Source organism: Micromonospora sp. CPCC 206060 (genome assembly GCF_036906895.1).
GTDB lineage: Bacteria > Actinomycetota > Actinomycetes > Mycobacteriales > Micromonosporaceae > Micromonospora.
Genome location: NZ_JBAKHU010000005.1, coordinates 1 through 19,784, shown reverse-complemented (window position 1 = coordinate 19,784; position 19,784 = coordinate 1). Strand labels below are relative to the sequence as shown.

Annotated in this window: 23 protein-coding genes; 16 read left to right on the top strand and 7 right to left on the bottom strand. The window is 70.1% G+C overall.

From position 1 onward, the window contains the following. Positions 1 to 90 precede the first annotated feature (90 nt). The 6 genes from V6U90_RS06610 (at position 91) to V6U90_RS06585 (ending at position 8,026) form a co-directional block, all read left to right on the top strand. The gene (locus V6U90_RS06610) at positions 91 to 639 is read left to right on the top strand and encodes a Uma2 family endonuclease (protein WP_334432127.1); all 549 of its coding nucleotides are present in this window, start codon (positions 91 to 93) and stop codon (positions 637 to 639) included. 47 nt (positions 640 to 686) lie between these two features. Continuing rightward, the gene (locus V6U90_RS06605; protein ID WP_334432125.1) at positions 687 to 2,123 is read left to right on the top strand and encodes a TldD/PmbA family protein; all 1,437 of its coding nucleotides are present in this window, start codon (positions 687 to 689) and stop codon (positions 2,121 to 2,123) included. A gap of 61 nt (positions 2,124 to 2,184) precedes the next feature. Continuing rightward, complete coding sequence (locus V6U90_RS06600) at positions 2,185 to 3,576, top strand: TldD/PmbA family protein (RefSeq protein WP_334432123.1); 1,392 nt, start codon at positions 2,185 to 2,187, stop codon at positions 3,574 to 3,576. Between the two features lie 627 nt (positions 3,577 to 4,203). Further along, positions 4,204 to 5,025, top strand: a complete 822-nt coding sequence (locus V6U90_RS06595; RefSeq protein WP_334432121.1) for a hypothetical protein — start codon at positions 4,204 to 4,206, stop codon at positions 5,023 to 5,025. Between the two features lie 8 nt (positions 5,026 to 5,033). Beyond that, complete coding sequence (locus V6U90_RS06590) at positions 5,034 to 6,959, top strand: fumarate reductase/succinate dehydrogenase flavoprotein subunit (protein WP_334432474.1); 1,926 nt, start codon at positions 5,034 to 5,036, stop codon at positions 6,957 to 6,959. After that, positions 6,959 to 8,026: a succinate dehydrogenase/fumarate reductase iron-sulfur subunit gene (locus V6U90_RS06585; protein WP_334432119.1), complete on the top strand. Its 1,068-nt coding sequence runs from the start codon at positions 6,959 to 6,961 to the stop codon at positions 8,024 to 8,026. The genes V6U90_RS06590 and V6U90_RS06585 overlap by 1 nt, the downstream gene beginning before the upstream one ends. A 120-nt stretch (positions 8,027 to 8,146) precedes the next feature. Here the strand turns inward: V6U90_RS06585 and V6U90_RS06580 are convergent, their stop codons facing one another. After that, the gene (locus tag V6U90_RS06580) at positions 8,147 to 8,539 is read right to left on the bottom strand and encodes a (deoxy)nucleoside triphosphate pyrophosphohydrolase (protein ID WP_334432472.1); all 393 of its coding nucleotides are present in this window, start codon (positions 8,537 to 8,539) and stop codon (positions 8,147 to 8,149) included. A gap of 254 nt (positions 8,540 to 8,793) precedes the next feature. On the opposite strand from V6U90_RS06580, the gene V6U90_RS06575 reads away from it, so the two are divergent. Genes V6U90_RS06575 through V6U90_RS06565 form a run of 3 tightly spaced genes read left to right on the top strand, consistent with a single transcriptional unit; the run spans position 8,794 to position 10,543 of the window. Further along, positions 8,794 to 9,108 carry a pterin dehydratase gene (locus V6U90_RS06575; RefSeq protein ID WP_334432470.1) on the top strand — a complete coding sequence of 105 codons (315 nt, stop codon included), beginning with the start codon at positions 8,794 to 8,796 and terminating at the stop codon, positions 9,106 to 9,108. 38 nt (positions 9,109 to 9,146) lie between these two features. Beyond that, positions 9,147 to 9,509, top strand: coding sequence for a PH domain-containing protein (locus V6U90_RS06570; RefSeq protein ID WP_208814354.1), 363 nt, complete (start codon positions 9,147 to 9,149; stop codon positions 9,507 to 9,509). Between the two features lie 8 nt (positions 9,510 to 9,517). Further along, a complete protein-coding gene (locus tag V6U90_RS06565; protein ID WP_334432115.1) occupies positions 9,518 to 10,543 on the top strand; it encodes a phosphotransferase family protein in 1,026 nt (341 codons plus the stop codon). 7 nt (positions 10,544 to 10,550) lie between these two features. Here V6U90_RS06565 and V6U90_RS06560 read toward each other — a convergent pair whose 3' ends face one another. The 3 genes from V6U90_RS06560 to V6U90_RS06550 are packed head-to-tail and all read right to left on the bottom strand — an operon-like array spanning position 10,551 to position 12,084. Next, complete coding sequence (locus V6U90_RS06560; protein WP_334432114.1) at positions 10,551 to 11,054, bottom strand: hypothetical protein; 504 nt, start codon at positions 11,052 to 11,054, stop codon at positions 10,551 to 10,553. Continuing rightward, positions 11,051 to 11,908: a hypothetical protein gene (locus V6U90_RS06555; protein WP_334432111.1), complete on the bottom strand. Its 858-nt coding sequence runs from the start codon at positions 11,906 to 11,908 to the stop codon at positions 11,051 to 11,053. Before V6U90_RS06555 ends, V6U90_RS06560 begins: the two co-directional genes overlap by 4 nt. Beyond that, positions 11,905 to 12,084, bottom strand: coding sequence for a hypothetical protein (locus V6U90_RS06550; protein WP_334432109.1), 180 nt, complete (start codon positions 12,082 to 12,084; stop codon positions 11,905 to 11,907). The genes V6U90_RS06555 and V6U90_RS06550 overlap by 4 nt, the downstream gene beginning before the upstream one ends. A 279-nt stretch (positions 12,085 to 12,363) precedes the next feature. Between V6U90_RS06550 and V6U90_RS06545 the strand changes: the two genes are divergently transcribed. From V6U90_RS06545 to V6U90_RS06525, 5 genes are all read left to right on the top strand, one after another. Continuing rightward, the gene (locus V6U90_RS06545) at positions 12,364 to 12,582 is read left to right on the top strand and encodes a winged helix-turn-helix domain-containing protein (RefSeq protein ID WP_334432107.1); all 219 of its coding nucleotides are present in this window, start codon (positions 12,364 to 12,366) and stop codon (positions 12,580 to 12,582) included. A gap of 302 nt (positions 12,583 to 12,884) precedes the next feature. Further along, positions 12,885 to 13,148, top strand: a complete 264-nt coding sequence (locus V6U90_RS06540; RefSeq protein WP_334432104.1) for a DUF6244 family protein — start codon at positions 12,885 to 12,887, stop codon at positions 13,146 to 13,148. A gap of 366 nt (positions 13,149 to 13,514) precedes the next feature. Next, a complete protein-coding gene (locus V6U90_RS06535) occupies positions 13,515 to 13,973 on the top strand; it encodes a hypothetical protein (RefSeq protein WP_334432101.1) in 459 nt (152 codons plus the stop codon). A gap of 49 nt (positions 13,974 to 14,022) precedes the next feature. Further along, the gene (locus V6U90_RS06530; protein ID WP_334432098.1) at positions 14,023 to 14,793 is read left to right on the top strand and encodes a TIGR03089 family protein; all 771 of its coding nucleotides are present in this window, start codon (positions 14,023 to 14,025) and stop codon (positions 14,791 to 14,793) included. 58 nt (positions 14,794 to 14,851) lie between these two features. Further along, positions 14,852 to 15,646, top strand: a complete 795-nt coding sequence (locus V6U90_RS06525) for a maleylpyruvate isomerase family mycothiol-dependent enzyme (RefSeq protein WP_334432095.1) — start codon at positions 14,852 to 14,854, stop codon at positions 15,644 to 15,646. 33 nt (positions 15,647 to 15,679) lie between these two features. Here the strand turns inward: V6U90_RS06525 and V6U90_RS06520 are convergent, their stop codons facing one another. After that, on the bottom strand, positions 15,680 to 16,087 hold the full coding sequence (locus V6U90_RS06520; RefSeq protein WP_334432092.1) for a VOC family protein: 408 nt from the start codon (positions 16,085 to 16,087) through the stop codon (positions 15,680 to 15,682). A 140-nt stretch (positions 16,088 to 16,227) separates the two neighbouring features. On the opposite strand from V6U90_RS06520, the gene V6U90_RS06515 reads away from it, so the two are divergent. Beyond that, positions 16,228 to 16,809, top strand: coding sequence for a Uma2 family endonuclease (locus V6U90_RS06515; RefSeq protein ID WP_334432090.1), 582 nt, complete (start codon positions 16,228 to 16,230; stop codon positions 16,807 to 16,809). Between the two features lie 41 nt (positions 16,810 to 16,850). Here the strand turns inward: V6U90_RS06515 and ychF are convergent, their stop codons facing one another. Then, positions 16,851 to 17,936 (bottom strand): redox-regulated ATPase YchF, encoded by a 1,086-nt coding sequence (gene ychF / locus V6U90_RS06510; RefSeq protein ID WP_334432088.1) that lies wholly within the window; start codon positions 17,934 to 17,936, stop codon positions 16,851 to 16,853. A gap of 81 nt (positions 17,937 to 18,017) precedes the next feature. Then, on the bottom strand, positions 18,018 to 18,533 hold the full coding sequence (locus V6U90_RS06505; protein WP_334432086.1) for a MarR family winged helix-turn-helix transcriptional regulator: 516 nt from the start codon (positions 18,531 to 18,533) through the stop codon (positions 18,018 to 18,020). 91 nt (positions 18,534 to 18,624) lie between these two features. Between V6U90_RS06505 and V6U90_RS06500 the strand changes: the two genes are divergently transcribed. Beyond that, the gene (locus tag V6U90_RS06500) at positions 18,625 to 19,665 is read left to right on the top strand and encodes an EamA family transporter (protein WP_334432084.1); all 1,041 of its coding nucleotides are present in this window, start codon (positions 18,625 to 18,627) and stop codon (positions 19,663 to 19,665) included. Positions 19,666 to 19,784: the final 119 nt, after the last annotated feature.

The following is a 19,784-nucleotide window of genomic DNA, read 5'->3' as shown; positions in this document are numbered from 1 at the left end:
CGCACGGCAACGCCCCGGTCGACGCACCGTACGTGCGACGATGAGGCAACGGCTGCCCGTTGAGCCCGGCAGGACGACGCGGAGGTGACGATGACCGTGGCGGTGTTCGGCCACGACGGACCGTGGACGGAAGAGGAGTACCTCGCGCTCGACGAGACGCGGCAACGCGTCGAACTCTTCGACGGGAGCCTCCACATGACCCCTGCCCCCACCCCCCGCCACCAGCGGATCTCGCGCCGGCTCGGCAACCTTCTGGAAGCCGCGGCGGTGCAGTCCGGCCTGGAACTGCTCGAAGCGGTGAACGTCCGGCTCTTTCCGGGGCGGATCCCCATCCCCGACCTGGTGGTCGTCGGGGAGATCGACTTCGACGAGCCGATCGTCGAGGCGGCCTCGGTCCGGCTGGTCTGCGAGATCATCTCCCCCGGCAACGCGGCCACCGACAAGGTGCTCAAGATGCACTACTACGCCGCCGCCGGCATCGACTGGTATCTCCTGGTCGAGCAGGACACCGGCAACCTGCATCTGCACCGCCGCTCCGGCGCGAACTACCGGCTGCACTCGAAGACGGAGGTGGGCGGGGTCCTGGAGCTCACCGAGCCGGTGTCGGTCGCGATCCGCCCCGAGGACCTGCTCCCCTGATCAATTTCCCCCTCCCCGGAGCGGGACGGCTCGCATAGGGTCGCCCCATGACCGAGTTCGACGCGGCGACCGCAGCCGTGCAGGCCGCCCTCGACGCCGGGGCGCGGTACGCCGACGCGCGGGTGATGCACCGCCGGTACGAGTCGATGTCCGCCCGCAACGGCGAGATCGAGGAACTGGCCCAGGACGAGACCCTGGGGCTGGGGGTCCGGGCACTGGTCGGGTCGAGCTGGGGCTTCCACGCCGTACCCGATCTCTCCGACGCCGCCGCCCGCGCGGCCGGTCGGCGGGCCACCGAGACCGCCCGGGCCAGCGCCCGGGTGGCCGGCCCCGACGTCGACCTGGTCCCGGCGCACGCGGTGACCGCGTCCTGGGCCTCGGAGTGTGCCGTCGACCCGCTCGCCGTCCCGTTGAGCGACAAGGGTGACCTGCTGGTCGACGCGACCCGAACGATGGTCGCGCACGGGGCGGACCTGGCCGAGGGGCTCTACCAGATCTGGGACACCGCCAAGTGGTTCGTCTCCAGCGAGGGGCACCGGATCGACCAGCGGATCCGGGAGTGCGGTGCCGGCATCTCCGCCACCGCGATCGGCGACGGGGAGACCCAGCGCCGGTCCTGGCCGAGCTACCGGGGGCAGTACGGCACCTCCGGCTGGGAACTGGTCGACTCGCTCGACCTGGCCGCACACGCCGCCCGGATGGCCGACGAGGCCCGGGCCCTGCTCACCGCGCCGCTCTGCCCGGCCGGCGAGACCACTCTCATCCTCGGCAGCGAGCAGCTCGCCCTGCAGATCCACGAGTCGGTCGGGCACGCCATCGAGCTGGACCGCATCCTCGGCTGGGAGGCCGCCTTCGCCGGCACGTCCTGGCTGGACCTGACCCAGCTCGGCTCGCTGCGGTACGGCTCCGAGCTGATGAACGTCACCATCGACCCGACCATCCCGGGCGCCCTGGGCAGCTTCGGCTTCGACGACGAGGGCACCCCGGCGGCGAAACGGGACGCGGTGCGCGAGGGACGCTGGGTCGGGGTACTGGCCGGCCGGGACTCGGCCGCCGTGGCCGGCCTGGACTACGCCGGCAGCGTACGCGCCGACGGCTGGTCCCGGCTGCCGATGGTCCGGATGACCAACGTCGGCCTGGAACCGGGGCCGCACACCCTGGACGAGATCATCGCGGCCACCGACGACGGGGTACTGATGGACGTCAACCGGTCCTGGTCGATCGACGACAAACGGCTGAACTTCCAGTTCGGCTGCGAGATCGGCTGGGAGGTGCGCAACGGCCGACGCGGACGGATGCTGCGGAACCCCACCTACACCGGGATCGGTCCGCTCTTCTGGCGCTCGATGGACATGCTCTCCTCGGAGACGGTCTCCTGGGGTACCCCGAACTGCGGCAAGGGCCAGCCGGGGCAGATCGGCCACACCGGCCATCCGGCCGCGCCGGCCCGCTTTCAAGGAGTACGGGTGGGGGTACACGGGTGAGCGCGAGGAGTGCACGAGCGCAGCGAGTGAGCCCCGCAGCCGCGAACGAAAGGCGGCACGGGTGAGCACCGAACTGGACCTCGCCGGGCAGGTGGTCGAACTGGTCCGCCGGCTAGCCGGACCGGGCACCGAGGCGGAGGTGGTGGCCGAACGCGGCGAACTGGCCCTCACCCGCTTCGCCAACTCGGCCATCCACCAGAACGTCAGCTCGGTGACCACCGCCGTCCGGCTACGGCTGCACCGGGAGGGGCGTACCGCCGCCGGGGGCAGCACCGTGGTTACCGGGGACGGCCTGCGGGCGCTGGTCGAGCGCACCATCGCCGCCAGCCGACTCTGCCCACCGGACCCGGCCTGGCCAGGCCTGACCGCACCGACGAGCATTCCGGACGCAGCCGACTGGGACGCCGCCACCGCGCACGCGGGCCCGGACGAGCGGGCGGCACGGGTACGTGCCTTCGTGCACGCGGCCGGCGGGCTGGAGGCGGCGGGCTTCTGCCGTACCACCCACCGGGTCGGGGCGTTCGCCAACACGGCGGGCCAGACGGCGACCGGACGGGCGGCCGAGGCCGCGATGGACGGGATCGCCCGGGCGGGCGGGGTGGACGGGATGGCCCGGTTGGCCGCCGACCGGCTCGCCGACCTGGACGGCGCGACGCTCGGTGCGCGCGCCGCGGCGAAGGCCCGTGCCGGCACCGACCCGGTCGAGCTGCCGCCAGCGGCGTACCAGGTGGTGCTGGAGCCGGAAGCGGTCGCCGACCTGCTCCAGAACTTCTCCACCTGGGGTTTCAACGGCAGGTCGTACATCGAGCGGCGATCCTTCGCGGCGCTGGGTGCCGCCCAGTTCGACCCGAAGGTGACCCTGGTCGACGATCCGCTGGCCGGGCCGGAGTGGCCGTTCGACACCGAGGGCACCGCGCGCCGCCGGCTCGTCCTGGTCGACGAGGGCGTGACCCGGGCGGTGACCCATGACCGGCGTACCGCGTCGACCGCAAAAGCGGAGTCCACCGGGCACGCCACCGGGGACTCGGCCACCTCCGGCCCGGTGCCGCACCACCTCTGTCTTCTCCCGGCCGGACCGCCGGACGCGGCTGCCGTGGAGCCGACCCCCGGTCCGGCGGCGCCCACCGATCCGGACACCGCGGCCCTGGTGGCCGGGATGGAGCGGGGGCTGCTGGTGACCGACCTCTGGTACACCCGGGTGCTGGACCCGAAGAGTCTGGTGATCACCGGGCTGACCCGCAACGGAGTGTGGCTGGTCGAGGACGGTGTGGTGACCCGGGCGGTCCGGGATCTCCGGTTCACCCAGTCGTACCCGAGGGCACTCGCCCCCGGTGCGGTCCTCGGCACCGGTCGTCGTGCGGTACGCCAGCCCGCCCGGTGGGACACCGTGCGGTGGTCGGCTCCCGCGCTGCACCTCGCCGCCTGGAACTTCACCGGCGGCGCCTCGGGCTGACCGGACGGGCCACCCTCCCCACCCGGGCATCCAGGACCGACGGGGTGACGGGTGACGGGTGACGGATTGTCATGACGGTTGGCAGGCCGCCCGCCTACACGCGCCGCTTTGCTCTGCTTCAATCAAGGAAACAGGCACTCAGCGTCACAGGCCCTGACGCCCGCCGTTCACGTTTCCACTGATAACCGCTGGTCACTGCCGGTGTAGCCGTCGTTGAAGCAGAGCAAAGGAGAGAAGGGGCGCCCAGCAGCCGCGCACCCAGGGACACGGAGCGTGACAACCAGCCGATATCACGCAGCGTGACAACCTGCCCGCCCAGTCGACATGACGCGTGCAGAAACGGGCCGGAGCTGCCCGGACACCGGTCAGCAAAGTGAAGTTCTTAACATCCCGGCACTGATCCGGTGCCGACACTTTCCTAGCCGGCGGGACACACGCGACACTCCCTTGCGCGTAACGCCCTCGACGTGCGGCGTAACGTGTGCACCGCGAACTGCGCCGGAAGGCTCCGGCGCGGTATCGGAGCGCGCAGGGGACGCGGCTGCGGGTCCGTTTCCGGCCGCGCGCCCGGCCGGACCACCATCCGTGCCCGTCAGCCAGACCGGGCCCCGTCAGGGAGACATTGGAATGACTACTAAGTCGGCCACGACGCCGACCCTCAAGCCGGGGCAGGCGCGACCGCGCGCCGCCATCGCGGCGAAGACGTTGCGTACCGACCGCTGGTGGCTCGCTCCACTGATCACGGTGGTCGGGCTCGGTGCCTGGGTCGCGTACGCCACCGTCCGGGTCTTCATGCACAAGTGGTACTGGGTCGACGCGTATCACTACCTGACCCCGTTCTACTCCCCCTGTGTCACGGACCGCTGCGTCGAGGAGGCCTCCCACTTCGGGCGGTTCCTGCCCGGCTGGTGGATCATCCCGGACGCCGCGCTGACCCTGCCGTTCCTGCTGCTGTTCCGGCTCACCTGCTACTACTACCGCAAGGCGTACTACCGGTCGTTCTGGCTGTCGCCGCCGGCCTGTGCCGTGCCGGACGGGCACCAGACCTACAGCGGTGAGACCCGCTTCCCGCTGCTCGGCCAGAACCTGCACCGCTACTTCTTCTACGCCGCCGCCATCATCTCGCTGATCAACACCTGGGACGCGATCCTCGCCTTCCACAGCCCCAAGGGCTTCGGCTTCGGGCTGGGCAACATCATCCTGCTCGGCAACGTGGTCATGCTCTGGGCGTACACCATCTCCTGCCACTCCTGCCGGCACATCATCGGCGGCCGGCTGAAGCACTTCTCCAAGCACCCGGTGCGGTACCGGGCCTGGACCTTCATCTCCGTGCTGAACGTCCGGCACATGCAGCTGGCCTGGATCACCCTCGGCACCCTCGCGCTGACCGACTTCTACGTCATGGCGGTCGCCGCCGAGTGGATCCCCGACCTGCGGTTCATCAACTAAAGGGCCCCCTGGACATGACTACGCGAATCGAACGACACCACTACGACGTCGTCGTCATCGGGGCCGGCGGTGCCGGCCTGCGGGCGGCGATCGAGGCCCGGCTGGCCGGCAAGAAGACCGCGATCATCTCGAAGTCGCTCTTCGGCAAGGCACACACCGTGATGGCCGAGGGCGGCGCAGCAGCCGCCATGGGGAACGTGAACAGCCGGGACAACTGGCAGGTCCACTTCCGGGACACCATGCGCGGCGGAAAGTTCCTCAACAACTTCCGGATGGCCGAGCTGCACGCGAAGGAGTCGCCGCAGCGGATCTGGGAGCTGGAGACCTACGGGGCGCTCTTCGACCGCACCAAGGACGGGAAGATCTCGCAGCGCAACTTCGGTGGCCACGAGTACCCGCGCCTGGCGCACGTCGGCGACCGGACCGGCCTGGAGCTGATCCGCACCCTCCAGCAGAAGATCGTCTCCCTCCAGCAGGAGGACAAGCAGGAGTTCGGCTCGTACGACGCGCGGATCAAGGTCTTCGCCGAGACCACCATCACCGAGCTGCTGCTCGACGGGGACCGGGTCGCCGGTGCGTTCGGCTACTACCGGGAGTCCGGCGAGTTCGTCCTCTTCGAGGCGCCGGCCGTGGTACTGGCCACCGGTGGGGTCGGCCGTTCCTACAAGGTCACCTCGAACTCCTGGGAGTACACCGGGGACGGCCACGCGCTCGCGCTGCGGGCCGGCGCGACGCTGATCAACATGGAGTTCCTCCAGTTCCACCCGACCGGCATGGTCTGGCCGCCGTCGGTCAAGGGCATCCTGGTCACCGAGAGTGTCCGGGGTGACGGTGGCATCCTGAAGAACTCCGAGGGCAAGCGGTTCATGTTCGACTACGTCCCCGACGTCTTCCGCAAGCAGTACGCGGAGACCGAGGAGGAGGCGGACCGCTGGTACAAGGACCCGGACAACAACCGGCGTCCACCGGAGCTGCTTCCCCGCGACGAGGTCGCCCGGGCGATCAACAGCGAGGTCAAGGCCGGCCGGGGTACCAAGGCCGGCGGTGTCTACCTCGACATCGCCAGCCGGCTGCCCGCCGAGGAGATCCGTCGCCGCCTGCCGTCGATGTACCACCAGTTCAAGGAACTGGCCGACGTCGACATCACCAAGGAGCCGATGGAGGTCGGGCCGACCTGCCACTACGTGATGGGTGGCGTCGAGGTCGACCCGGACAGCGGGGCCGCGTACGGCACCGTGCAAGGGCTCTTCGCCGCCGGTGAGGTCTCCGGTGGCATGCACGGCTCCAACCGGCTCGGCGGCAACTCCCTCTCCGACCTGCTGGTCTTCGGCAGGCGGGCGGGTGGCCACGCGGCCACGTACGCCGAGCAGCTGACCACCCGGCCGAAGGTGTCCACCACCGACGTGGAGGCTGCGGTGGACGCCGCGCTCGCCCCGTTGCAGCGGGACACCGGGGAGAGCCCGTACACCCTCCAGCAGGATCTCCAGGCCGTGATGGGCGACCTGGTCGGCATCATCCGGCGCCGGGAGGAGCTGGAGAGCGCCCTGGTCCGCCTCGCCGAGCTGCGCGAGCGGGTGACCAAGGTCAGTGCCTCGGGTGGCCGCCGGTACAACCCGGGCTGGCACCTCGCGCTCGACCTGCGCAACATGCTGGTGGTCTCGGAGTGCACCGCCAAGGCCGCCCTGGAGCGGGCGGAGTCCCGGGGTGGGCACACCCGGGAGGACTTCCCGACGATGTCGTCGAAGTGGCGCCAGGTCAACCTGGTCTGCGCCCTCGACGGCGACCAGGTGAAGCTGACCCACAAGCCGCTACCGAAGATGCGCGCGGAGCTGATCCGGCTCTTCGACCGGACGGAGCTGGCCAAGTACCTGACCGACGAGGAGCTCGCCGACTTCGACGCCCTCGCCGCGGACGCTGAGGAGGCGGGTAAGTAATGGGAGGCAAGCGCCACTTCCGCGTCTGGCGGGGCGACGAGTCCGGCGGTGAGCTGCAGGACTACCAGGTCGAGGTCAACGAGGGCGAGGTGGTCCTCGACGTGATCCACCGGCTCCAGGCCACCGACGCGCCGGACCTGGCCTGCCGGTGGAACTGCAAGGCCGGCAAGTGCGGTTCCTGCTCGATGGAGATCAACGGGATGCCCAAGCTGGGCTGTATGACCCGGATGTCGACGTTCGAGGAGAACGAGACGGTCACGGTCACCCCGCTGCGGACCTTCCCGATCATCCGGGACCTGGTCACCGACGTCTCGTTCAACTACGAGAAGGCCCGGGAGACCCCGGCGTTCGCGCCGCCGGCCGACCTGGCCCCGGGCGAGTACCGGATGCAGCAGGTCGACGTGGAGCGCTCGCAGGAGTTCCGCAAGTGCATCGAGTGCTTCCTGTGCCAGAACACCTGCCACGTGGTGCGTGACCACGAGGAGAACAAGCACGCCTTCGCCGGGCCGCGGTACTTCATCCGGGCCGCCGAACTGGACATGCACCCGCTGGACGCCAAGACCGACCGCAAGGAGTACGCGCAGTCGGAACAGGGCCTCGGATTCTGCAACATCACCAAGTGCTGCACCGAGGTCTGCCCCGAGCACATCAAGATCACCGACAACGCGATCATCCCGATGAAGGAACGCGTCGTCGACCGCAGGTACGATCCCCTGGTGTGGTTGGGTAGCAAGATCTTCCGACGGCCTCTCACCGAGACCGTTGGGCACGGTGAGACCAGCGTCCTCGGTGCCGTGCACGCGCAGGCCAAGGGCGGGGTGCACTCGCACGCGGGTGGGTCGCATGATCCGCACGCGGAGGTCGAGGCGCAGCACGGGGTGAACTGGCACCGTCAGGTACCGAAGCCGACCGCCCCGCCGGTGGACGAGCACGGCAGGCTGCCGCTGACCGAGCTCACCTTCGACCGGCCGGCCGCGCCGTCGCCGTTCGGTGACGACGTGACGTTCCCGATGCCGGCGGAGCATCTCAACTACGCCCACCCGGAGCAGGACGAGACGAAGCACTGAACCGGACAGTCAGCACGGGGGCCGCGGCAGTTGCCGGCGGCCCCCGTGCCGTTTCGGCCCGGCTCTGCGGTCCCTGCCGCAGGGTCGGCCCGCTCCGGTGGGTCAGACCGTTCCGGTGGGTCAGACCGTTCCGGTGGCGAGCAACGGGCGCAGGGCGGTGACGATCGGCGTGTCGGCGGGTAACCAGATGACCGTGTCCAGTTCCTCGGCGGTGAGCCACCGCAGTTCCGCGTGCTCCAACGGCTGCGGCCGGTCGGTGCCGAGGAGCCGGGCGGTGTACACCCGCAGCACCGAGCGACCGTGGGCCATCCGGACGTCCCGGCCGACCCGGGCGCCGATCTCGACGCGTACGGCCAGTTCCTCGGCGCACTCGCGGACCAGTGCGGCCTGCTCGGTCTCACCCGGCTCGACCTTGCCACCGGGGAACTCCCACATCCCGGCCACCTCTGGCGGAGCGGAGCGGGCACAGGCGAGCACCCGGCCGGCGGAGATGATGGCCGCCCCCACGATCACCTTCCGCGTACGCTGTCCGACACCCTCGGTCACCGTGATCACCCGCTCCCGTCAAGCTGTCCGGCCCGCACGGGCGTCCAGCGTGCCAGATCAATCGGCGGTTCGGGTACCGGAGTCGTCCGCTAGGACAACAAGACTGGGAAATGTGGCCGTGGACACACCGGCCGTATGACTAGAGACTGGAAGCACCGATCAAGACACGGGATGGCGACGATTTGGCCACAAGCCGGCGACGACGCCTGGGAGGCACGGTGATACGAGCGCTGTGGAGCGGTCGCCCGAAGGGCGACTACCTTACCGACGCGCTCACGCTGCTCACCGGGTGGATCCGGGACGGCCAGCAGATCCGACGCACCCTCCAGTTGGACGATGCGCAGCACGCCGCCCTGACCGAGCGGATCCAGGTGGTGGCTGACGCGCTCCGACTGCGGCCCGAGGTCCGACGGCTCGCCGGGCACACCCAGATCAAGGTGGGGCGCCGGGACGGCGAGGCGCTCAGCGAGGGTGAGGTGCTCCTCGCGGCGCGCATCGAGGACGCGTACCGGGTGGTCACCGACCCGTCCGCGTGACGCCGGGCGGATTGGCGCGGCCTGCCTAGCGTGGGGGCATGGCCAACGCGACGTACGACCGCCGGGAACAGTTCCAGCAGATCCAGAGCGGCCTGCTCCCCGGCGAGCAGATCATCGCCGTCTACGACGCCATCGGCACCGGTACCGGGTTCATCGGGCTGACCGACCGGCGGGTGATCATCCAGGACCGGTCCTTCGTCGGGAAGAAGTTCGCGATCACCAGCATCCCGTACTCGAAGATCAGCAGTGTCAGCGTGGTGAGCAACAAGTCCTGGGGCGGTTCGTTCTTCTCCACCGGGGCGATCGCCATCCACGTCGGTACGCACACCTACGAGGTGGAGTTCCGGGGCGACCACAAGAGCCACCACGTGCACAACGTGATCCTCCACCACATCTCCTGAGCCGCCCGGTGTCGAGTCCCACCACCCGCCGGCTCGGCCCGGCTGACGTCATCCGGCTCGCCCGGGCCTCGTTCGGCCCGTCCACCACCGTGATCGAGTGCGCCGAGCTGCCCGGTGGCGGTTTCGCCGCCGTCTGGCGGGTACGCCTCGCCGACGGTCGGCAGACCGTCCTCAAGGTCTCCCCACCGCCCGACGTGCCACTGTTGGCGTACGAGCGGGACCTGATCGCCGCCGAGGCGGCGTACTACCGGCTGGTCGCGACCCGGTTGCCCGGAGTACCGGTCCCGACCGTGCTGCACCACGGCACCGACCGCAGCGTCCTGGACGGGGACTGGCTCTTCACCGCCTTCCTGCCCGGTACCCCGCTGGCGGAGTGGCACCGGAGGCACCCGGCCCTCGACGACGCACCGGTACGCCGGCAGCTCGGCGCGCTCGTCGCCCGGCTGCACACCGTCACCGGCCCCCGGTTCGGCTACCCCGGACTGCGGGCGCACGGTTCAGGCTGGACGCAGGCGTTCACCGCGATGGTCGACGAGTTGCTCGACGACGGGGTCCGGTGGACTGTCGAGCTGCCCGCGTCAACGGAGCGGATCAGGGAACTGGTCCAGCGGCACGCCGGCATCCTGGACCTGGTCACCCGGCCCGCGCTGGTGCACTTCGACCTCTGGGACGGCAACGTGCTGGCCCGCCCCGAGGCCGACGGTACGGTGCGGCTGACCGGCCTGGTCGACGGCGAGCGGTACCTGTTCGGTGATCCCCTGTTCGACCTGGTCTCGCCGGCCCTGTTCGGCCGGATCGAGGACGATCCGCAGCACCCGTTCCTGACCGGTTACACCGGCGGGGCCGACCTGCCGCCGTGGCTGGACGCGGCGGCCCGCCGCCGGCTGGCGCTCTACCGGATGCACCTGTACCTGCTGATGACGGTCGAGATGCCCAGCCGTGGGATGACCGGGGAGGCGGACCGGCCGAGGTACGACCTGGTCACCCGGCTGCTCGACGAGGAGCTGACCACACTGGGTCGCCCGCTGCCCTGACCGGCGGTCAACCCTCACCCGCCGGGTCCCCGGCCGGTCCGGCCGCCGTACCGGGCGGCCCCGCCGCCGTACCGGGCGGCCCCGCCGCCGTACCGGTCGACCGGCCGGTGGCGGCGGTCGCCGCGTCCAGGAACTCGACCAGCTCCGCCTCGGGCATCCCCTCGTCTTCGAGCAGACCCACGACGAGCAGGGTGCGGGCGGCGACAGCGGACGCGGTGACCGGCACCGGCTCCCGGTCGTCCAGCGCAGCCCGGACGAGTTCCTCGGCCAGCCCCGGCTCGATGTCGTACCCGCTCCGGTCGTACCGCTCCCGGACACTGGCCACGAACCGGATGATGGCCGCCCGGTCCACCCCAGCGGTGAACCGGCGCTGGACGGCCAGCAGGAAAACCCCGTGGAGCAGGTCGCCGTAACGTTGCCAGTCCTGGTCACCGAAGGCCCGCAGCCGCCGGTGGTGGGCGCGCAACTGTCCGGTGAGCAGGTCGGTCAGCGCCACGCTGGGCTGTTTCATCGGCGTGCCTCCATGCACAGCTGGTGTCGTACCCGGGACCAGAAGTCAAACTGCCGACGGCGCCGCGCGGCGGCGACCAGCCGGCCCGCCGCGAACGCCCCGGCCCTGATGTCGGTGGTCGACCCGACCGGCGGCAACGGCGTCGGTAGCGCCGGGCACCCTGGGCTGCCGGCATGCCCGAGCACGGCGGCGTACCGGTCCAGCGCGCGACCGCCGACCGCCAGCCGCGCGGTGACCAGGTCCAACCGGGCGATCGCCGCGCCGAGCCGCCGGGCCGCGACCAGTCCGGCCGGCGATCCGGTACGCGTCAGCCGGTCGACCGCGACGGTGAGCCGGAGCCGGACGCCGGTGGCCAGCGCGGCGGCCCGGTCTGCGTCGTCCCGGGCGGCCCGCAGCCCGGCCAGCATCATCCCGATGTTCCCCGACGGTGCTTCGGGGAGCTGGCGGGCGGCGTCCAGCCCGGCGTACACCGCACCCAGCGCGGCCCAGGCGTCGACGATGGCCCGCGGGAAGCTGGCCGGCTGGTTGCCGGCTTGGTTGGTGCCGTGCAGCACTGAGCCGGCCCGGTCGGTGGCGGTGACGATGCTCGCGCAGGTGGTGCGAAGCTCGTCCAGACCGTCCCGGACGGCGGCGAGCGCGACGGTGGTCGGATTCGGCTCCTCGCCGGCGGCCGGCGGGCCGTAGCGGGCGAGATCGTCGAGCGCCGCGCGCAGGTCGTCGCAGGGACCGGGCCGCCCACAACCCAGACACAACCCGGTGTACGTCGAGACGACGTGCTCGGCGAGCGTCCCGCGTGCCTCGGCGACCCGTCGGCCGGCGAGTTCGTGATAGTCGGTTGCCGGTAGGCCGGTCATGCGGCGGCCTTCTTGATCAGGAGAGCGAAGCGCACCTCGTTGCACGGGTAGTCCTCGCCGCAGTCGCAGACCCAGCGGGTCACCTGGCGTGGCGGGTGGGCGAAGAGGATGTCGTCGGCGTCGTCCAGGTCCTGGCGGGACGGAAAGTCGGGGGTCCGGTCGGGGGTCCGGTTCACGGGGTGCCTCCGTCTGTCGGTCTTCTTCCTCCGGTTCGTGGCTCCGGTCGGGCGGGTACGCGCTGGCGGCCACATCGACCGGAGCGCCCGGCCGACCAGGGGGAGGCTGGTCGGCCGGGCATGGTGCGGGTGGGACAACCGGCTCCGGGTTTGCAGACCTGGGAGCTGGCAACCGGGAGCTTTACACGACTAGTCGCAGAAAGCAAGCACGACTAGTCATTGCTTGTCGTGTAGAGCGTGGTTGTGATCGAATAGGGCTGCAGACCTGGGAGCAGCCACATGCCCGTCAAACCCAAGTGGGAACAGCTCGCGGACCACATCCGCGCACAGATCGAGTCAGGAGAGCTGTCGCCCGGCGACAAGCTCCCCTCCACCGTGCAGCTCAAACAGCAGCACGGCGTCTCCACCACCGTGGTCCGGCAGGCGATCCTGGTGCTTCAGACCCAGGGATGGGTCCAGGGCGTTCACGGGCTCGGTGTCTTCGTGGCAGATCGCTGACCAGGGCAGCTCTGGATCGCGGCATCAGCCGTGACCGGGACGTTCTTGATCGTTTGTCGTTGAGCGGGGTGACACGCCGATCAAAGGACAGCTGAGCTGCAAACGATCAAGGGCAGATGAGGGCGTCCGCCGCCCTGGCGCCGATCGCTCTCCAGGCCCTGGCAACAAAGGTGATGGGAACCCGACACCACCCGTCCCCGCGTAGCAGCATGGTCGCGGAACGTGGTGTGCGTCTCGTAGTCTCCACTGTGGCCCGGCGTTGCAGCGCCAGGCCACGACAGCCATTCACACTTGGGGAGACGATGGCGAGCGCGGCTGAGATGATCGCCCGGCTGGCTGCGGCCGGGCAGAAGCTGACCGAAGCGCAGGCAAAGGCGGCAGCGGCGGCCCAGGACGCCAACGAGGCGCGGACCCTCGTGGCCGGCGCCCTGGAGGGCGCCTCCGGCCAACTGGTCGGCGTGCTCGACAGCGTCCGCGCCAGCATGACCCAGGCTGCCGGGTCGGTGGCTCCGGCCCAGCATGGAATACAGGAGACGATCGCCAAGGTCCAAGCCCTGGGAAACTAGGCGCGGGTGGTGGCAGCGCAACCCGCCGACCACCCGTTACGCTCCGGCCAGCGGTCCCACGACAGCCCGGCGGCGGTGAAATCCACGCGTCGCCCACAGGAACTCGACCGACGATGCCCGGCTCGACTTCCCGCCGAAACGCCCGGAACGAGCAGGACGAAGAATCCCCGGCACCCAGCCGGCGAGATCGGATCAGCCCGGAGGCGATCGCGGTCGGAGGTTCGGCCGCAGCAACAGCCTGGGCAAGCGTCGCCGAGTTCCTCCCGGCACTACCCAAGACCATCGCTGGAGTGCTTCTGGCCGGGGTCGCTACAGTCGGCGCATTCAAGGCTTGGAAAGAAAAGAAAAGGGATCGGAGAGCTCAGGATGATAATCGACGACGAAGTTGAGCAGCGTGTCAGAGATGCGCTGCACTGGGTGGTCAAGCGCAACCCCAACGAACTGGACAGGACTTTCGCCACCTTTCCTGAGGATACCGCGCGACTGGCAGCTCTTGAACTTCTCATCGCAGTAATCACTTACACAGTCGTTGATGCCTTCGGCTACCGGCCATCAAGTGACGAGATAAAGGTGCTAGCTGACGAGGTAGCAGACCTGGAAGAATGGTCGTCGGTGCAGTCATCCGAGGTGGCGGCGTTCATCGAAGCAGTGTTCGCTGGCCAACCCTTGGCCGACCGCCTTCCCGGCGACAGTATCTTCATCCTCGCCTTCATAATCGCGGGGAACCTCCTCGCTTCTCATCCCAACAAACAAGGTGAGTGGTGGTTCAATTATCTCGACAGGGTCGAGGCCGCCATCGAGGCAGCGGACCAAGGCGCCAAGTGAGAGTCACATCATTCTCGGCGTTCAAACGACGAAAGTTGGGGAGTGCCGGATGAACGAAAGTGCTGTTGTCGGGGTACCCGGGAATGTCGGTGGTGGGGTCACGGAGGCCGAACGGCCGCTGCTCACCTACTACGACGACGCGACCGGTGAGCGGACCGAACTGACCGCGACCGAACTGGGCCGGTGGGCGGCGCGCGCCGCCGGGTTGCTGCGTGACGGTTGTGGGCTGGGTGTCGGTAGTCGGGCGGCCGTGCTGTTGCCGCCGCACTGGCAGACCGCCGCCGTGCTGCTGGGTGCCTGGTCGGCCGGGGTGGCGGTCTCCTTCCGCCTCACGGCGACCGCCGGCCTGGCCGAGGTCGGGCCGGGCGCCGACGAACCGTTCGACGCCACCTTCGTCACGCCCGAACGGCTGGACGACTGGCTCGAAGACGTACCTGCGGCACGGCACCGCTTCGTGCTCGGCCTGGCTCCGGCCGCCGCGCCGCTGGCCGAGGTACCGGCCGGTTACCGGGACTGGCTGACCGAGGTACGGCAGTATCCGGCCGACCTGCCGGCGTACGCGTTGGTCCGGCCCACGGATCCGGCGACCCCGGACGGCACCAGTTACCAGCAGTGGGGCAGCCTGGCGGAGGAGATCGCCGCGCAGCGCGACCTGCGGGCGGGCGACCGGGTACTGGTCGACGCGGCCGAGCACGAGCATCCGGTCAAGTGGCTGCTGGCGCCGCTCTCCGTCGGTGCCTCGGTGGTGCTCTGCGCCAACCTCGACCCCGGAGCGGTCGAGTCCCGGATCGTCGCTGAGCAGGTCACCCGGGTGTTCTAGGAACGGCGCACCCGGCCGCCTACCTTCTCCTGTCGGTGGGGCAGTCTAGCGTGACGCCATGACAGAACTGAGTTACGAACGGTACTGCGCGGAGATCGGCAATCAGAGCGACCTGCTGGCCGCCGGCATCCGGGACGCGGATCTGACCACCGCCGTGGCCTCCTGTCCGGGGTGGAACGTGGGTCAACTGGTCCGGCACCTCGGTGGCGGCCACCGCTGGGTCGAGGAGATCGTCCGCACCCGGGCCACCGGCCCGCTCCCCGACGACGACTTCCGCGACCTGTCCGGGTACTGCGCCGAGGATCCGGTGAAGCTCGGACCCTGGCTGGTCGAGGGCGCCGGGCAGCTCGCGGGGACGCTGCGCGCCGCCGGCCCGGGTTCCGACGCGGCATGGACTCCGGTACCAGACGGGACGTCGACGTTCTGGGCGCGCCGCTTCGCGCACGAGACGCTGATCCACCGGGCCGACGCGATCCTCGCGCTCGGCGCGGAATTCACCGTCGAGCCCGATGTCGCCGTGGACGCGCTGGACGAGTGGATGGAGCTGGGCTCGCTACCGCAGATGTTCGACTTCCATCCCGAGCGGCGTGAACTACTCGGTCCCGGGCGTACCCTGCATTTCCACGCCACCGATACCGCGCCGGACGCGGGGGCGGAGTGGCTGGTCGACCTGACCGGCGACCGCCTCGCCTGGCGGCGGGCCCACGAGAAGGCCGCCGTGGCGGTACGCGGTCCCCTCACCGAACTACTGCTGGTCGTCTACGGCCGACGCCCGGTCGACGAGGCGACCGTGGAGGTGCTCGGTGACCGACCGCTGCTCCACTTCTGGCTCGAACGCAACGGCTTTGGCTGACCACCCGGGTCGGCGCCTGTCGTCAGCCCATGGTCAGGCGCCCAGGTAGAGGCAGAAGGGGTGACCGGCCGGATCCAGCATGACCCGGACATCGTCCTGCGGCTGGTGTCCGGCTTCCCGCGCGCCGAGTTCGAGGGCATGGCACACGGCTGCGTCAAGGTCGGTGACCTCGAAGTCGAGATGCGCCATCATCTGCTGCCGGCCCTCGACCGGCGGCCAGGCCGGCGGTACGTACCCAACGGCACGCTGGAATCCCAGATATGCGACACCATCGGGTGGCGCGACCGTGACCCAGTCCGGCTCCTCTTTTGTCGTTTCCCAGCCGAGCAACTCGGTATAGAAGCGTGCCAAAGCCGCAGCGTCGGGTGCGTCCAGCACCACGCCCCAGTAGTCGCGCCGAGCCCTTCGTGATGAATTCGCGCCCTCGATCCGTCCACGCATGAACCGATCCTGCCAGGACAGGGCTGCGGGATCGCTTTTCGGACGTTGAAGCGAAACTCCACCAGATTCCGCCAGCGTGCAACATCAGACGGCTGAGCGCGGCAAGCCAGACCGCCGTTACGGAATGCTACGGTGACAGCATGACCGCGGTGCCCGAGTGGATGCGCCCGCCCCGCCTTGAGGGGTGGTACGCCGACGACCTCGACCACCTTCCCGAAGCGCCGCGTCACACGGAGCTGATCGATGGAGCACTCGTCTTCATGATGTCACCCCAGCGATCCTGGCATGCTCGGCTCGTCACCGCGTTGGTGCTCTCCCTCACGGAACAGGCACCGGCAGGCATCGAGGTCGAGCGGGAGATGACGATCCGGCTCGACGAACGGAACCGTCCCGAACCAGACCTTCTCGCCACAACGGCGCCTTATGATCCGGACCGCACGTTTTACACGCCTGACCAGGTGCTTTTGGTCGTCGAGGTGGTCTCGCCGGAGTCGGCGCACCGTGATCGGACGGTCAAGCTGCGTAAGTATGCGGAAGCTGGTATCGCGTACTACTGGCGGGTCGAGGACGAAGACGGGTCGCCTGTCGTTCACGCCTACGAGCTCGACGGGCCGACTCAGGCGTACGCACCGACCGGAATCCACCGCCACGAACTGGGCAGTAGCACGCCGTTCGCGATCAAACTCGACTTGGACAGGCTGCTTCCCGGCCGCAGGAGCTGAGCCGGGAGCGCCGCCTCCGCCAGAGGTTGAACGGAACGTCACTACACGTTGAAGCGGAACTCCACCACGTCGCCGTCCTGCATGACGTACTCCTTGCCCTCGATGCGGACCCTGCCCGCCGCCTTGGCCGCCGCCATCGAACCGGCCGCGACCAGGTCGTCGAAGGAGACCACCTCGGCCTTGATGAAGCCGCGCTGGAAGTCGGAGTGGATGACCCCCGCGGCCTCCGGCGCGGTCGCGCCGGCCGGGATGGTCCAGGCCCGCGTCTCCTTCGGCCCGGCGGTCAGGTACGTCTGGAGCCCGAGGGTACGGAAGCCGACCCGGATGAGCTGGTTGAGCCCCGGCTCCGGCTGCCCGATCGACTCCAGCAGCTCGCGGGCCTCCTCCTCGGGCAGCTCGATCAGCTCGGACTCGACCTTGGCGTCCATGAAGACCGCCTCGGCGGGAGCGACCAGCAGCCGCAGCTCGTCGAGGAACTCCGGATTGCTCAGCTCGGCCTCGTCGACGTTGAAGACGTAGAGGAAGGGCTTGGTGGTGAGCAGGTGCAGCTCACGCAGCTCGGCCAGCTCGATGCCGGCCTTGGCCGCACCCGTGTAGAGGGTGGTCCCGCTGTCCAGCAGCTCGGCCGCCTTCTTGGCTGCGGTGACCGCAGCCGCCCGGTCCTTGCGGAGCTTGGCCTCCTTCTCCAGCCGGGGCAGCGCCTTTTCCAGGGTCTGCAGGTCGGCGAGGATCAGCTCGGTGTTGATCGTCTCGATGTCGTCGGCCGGGGAGACCTTGCCGTCGACGTGCACGACGTTGGGGTCGGAGAAGGCCCGGACCACCTGGCAGATCGCCGAGGCGTCCCGGATGTTGGCCAGGAAGGCGTTGCCCCGGCCCTGCCCCTTGGACGCGCCCCGGACCAGCCCGGCGATGTCGACGAACGACACCGGGGCGGGGAGGACCTTCTGCGAGCCGAAGATCTCGGCGAGCTGGGCCAGCCGCTCGTCCGGCAGCCCGACCACACCGACGTTGGGCTCGATGGTGGCGAACGGGTAGTTCGCCGCGAGCACGTCGTTCTTGGTCAGGGCGTTGAAGAGGGTGCTCTTGCCGACGTTGGGCAGGCCGACGATCCCGATGGTGAGACTCACGGGCGGCCAGTCTACGCGGGTCGGGGGGCCGTGGCGCAGGCGCCGGGCCCGCAGGCGGTTCGGCGGGCAGCGGACGCCGGGTCAGTGGGGCGGTTCGGCGGCGGCGAGCAGGGTACGGAGCAGGTCGCCGAGCCGGGCCTGGTCGGCGGCGGGGAGCGCGTCGAGGAGTTGCCGCTGGACCGTCAGACCCGCGTCGGCCGCCTCCTCCGCCACCTGGCGGCCCTGCTCGGTGAGGATGATCCGCAGTGAGCGCCGGTCGTCCGGGTCCGGGGCACGGCGGACCAGTCCGGCCCGCTCCAGCCGGTCCAGCCGGCCGGTCATTCCTCCGGAGGTGAGCATCAGCGCCCCGGTCATCGCCTTCGGCGCCAGGGCGTACGGCGGGCCGGAGCGGCGCAGCGTGGCCAGCACGTCGAACTCGCCCCGGCCGATCCCCCACCGCTGGTAGAGCTGCTCCTGGGCGTCGCCGACCAGACGGGCGAGCCGGTAGATCCGGCCGAAGACCGCCATCGGTTCGGGGTGCATCCCCGGGCGTTCCCGGCGCCACTGCTCGACGATCACGTCCACGGCATCGCCGTCGGAGCCCTGGGTGCGAGACATCACCGTATTGTGCATCACCACTGATCTTCTTGACGCTAATTAGCTTAGCACTAAGCTAATTAGCGTCAAGAAAACCTGATCGGAGGCGGCCATGAGCCCGTTACGCATCTTCCCCGGCGGGAGGCGGGCGGCCGATATCGCACTGACCGCCGCCGCCCCGATCGCCTGGGGCAGCACCTACCTGGTCACCACCGAGCTGCTACCGCCCGGGCGCCCCCTGCTCGCCGCCACCCTGCGGGCCCTCCCGGCCGGCCTGCTGCTCCTCGCCGTCACCCGCACCCGTCCCCGGGGTCGCTGGTGGGGCCGGTCCGCCCTGCTTGGACTGCTCAACTTCGGCGCGTTCCTCCCGCTGCTGTTCCTCTCCGCGTACCGGCTGCCGGGCGGGGTGGCCGCCGTCCTCGGCGCGGCCCAGCCGCTGCTGGTCGCCGCCCTCACCGCGCTGCTGCTGCACCAGCCTCAGAGCACCCGGCGGATCGGTGCCGCGCTGGCCGCTCCTGCCGGAATCGCACTGGTCGTCGTCCAGCCCGGCGCCGGTCTCGACCCGGTCGGCGTGGCCGCCGGCCTCGCCGCGAGCGCATCGATGGCCGGTGGGCTGGTCCTGACCCGGCTCTGGGGCCGCCCGCCCGGCGCCGGGGTACTCGCCGTGACCAGCTGGCAGTTGACTGCCGGCGGCGTACTGCTCGCCCCGCTGGCCCTGGCCGTCGAGGGGCCGCCGCCGGCCCTGACCGGCCCGGCCCTCGCCGGGTACGCGTGGCTGGCCCTGGCCGGCACCGCACTCGCGTACGCGCTGTGGTTCCGGGGCGCGGAACGGCTCCCGGTGGTGCAGGTGTCACTGCTCGGCGCGCTCAGCCCGTTGACCGCCGCCCTACTCGGCTGGCTGGTACTCGGACAGACCCTGACCGCCCTGCAGACGGCCGGATTCGCGGTGGCCCTCGCCGCCACCGCCGCCGGGCAGCTCCCCGACCGCCGGGGACGCCAGACGGACCGGCCCCCGGCACCCGTCCGGCAACCGACGGAACCCCTCCCGGCTTGGACGGGCTCGGACGACCTTGGACGGGCTCGGAGGGCTTCGGACGGGCGACGCGGGCAGTTGTGCAGCGAAGCAGGAATAATCAGATCGGACAACCGCTGAAACGCGCGACAGATGGTCAGGGACACGGGAGCACATGGCGTCGTCCGTCCACCAGCGGGTGCGTTTCTTTTTGAGTGAGGTTGTTGTCCGGGTCATGCGGCTAGGGCGAGTTGGTCCTT

Coding starts and splice junctions, on each gene's coding strand:
- V6U90_RS06610 (WP_334432127.1), top strand. CDS start 91: ATGACCGTGGCGGTGTTCGGCCACGACGGACCGTGGACGGAAGAGGAG.
- V6U90_RS06605 (WP_334432125.1), top strand. CDS start 687: ATGACCGAGTTCGACGCGGCGACCGCAGCCGTGCAGGCCGCCCTCGAC.
- V6U90_RS06595 (WP_334432121.1), top strand. CDS start 4,204: ATGACTACTAAGTCGGCCACGACGCCGACCCTCAAGCCGGGGCAGGCG.
- V6U90_RS06585 (WP_334432119.1), top strand. CDS start 6,959: ATGGGAGGCAAGCGCCACTTCCGCGTCTGGCGGGGCGACGAGTCCGGC.
- V6U90_RS06570 (WP_208814354.1), top strand. CDS start 9,147: ATGGCCAACGCGACGTACGACCGCCGGGAACAGTTCCAGCAGATCCAG.
- V6U90_RS06560 (WP_334432114.1), bottom strand. CDS start 11,054: ATGAAACAGCCCAGCGTGGCGCTGACCGACCTGCTCACCGGACAGTTG.
- V6U90_RS06555 (WP_334432111.1), bottom strand. CDS start 11,908: ATGACCGGCCTACCGGCAACCGACTATCACGAACTCGCCGGCCGACGG.
- V6U90_RS06545 (WP_334432107.1), top strand. CDS start 12,364: ATGCCCGTCAAACCCAAGTGGGAACAGCTCGCGGACCACATCCGCGCA.
- V6U90_RS06540 (WP_334432104.1), top strand. CDS start 12,885: ATGGCGAGCGCGGCTGAGATGATCGCCCGGCTGGCTGCGGCCGGGCAG.
- V6U90_RS06535 (WP_334432101.1), top strand. CDS start 13,515: ATGATAATCGACGACGAAGTTGAGCAGCGTGTCAGAGATGCGCTGCAC.
- V6U90_RS06530 (WP_334432098.1), top strand. CDS start 14,023: ATGAACGAAAGTGCTGTTGTCGGGGTACCCGGGAATGTCGGTGGTGGG.
- V6U90_RS06525 (WP_334432095.1), top strand. CDS start 14,852: ATGACAGAACTGAGTTACGAACGGTACTGCGCGGAGATCGGCAATCAG.
- V6U90_RS06520 (WP_334432092.1), bottom strand. CDS start 16,087: ATGCGTGGACGGATCGAGGGCGCGAATTCATCACGAAGGGCTCGGCGC.
- V6U90_RS06515 (WP_334432090.1), top strand. CDS start 16,228: ATGACCGCGGTGCCCGAGTGGATGCGCCCGCCCCGCCTTGAGGGGTGG.
- V6U90_RS06505 (WP_334432086.1), bottom strand. CDS start 18,533: ATGTCTCGCACCCAGGGCTCCGACGGCGATGCCGTGGACGTGATCGTC.
- V6U90_RS06500 (WP_334432084.1), top strand. CDS start 18,625: ATGAGCCCGTTACGCATCTTCCCCGGCGGGAGGCGGGCGGCCGATATC.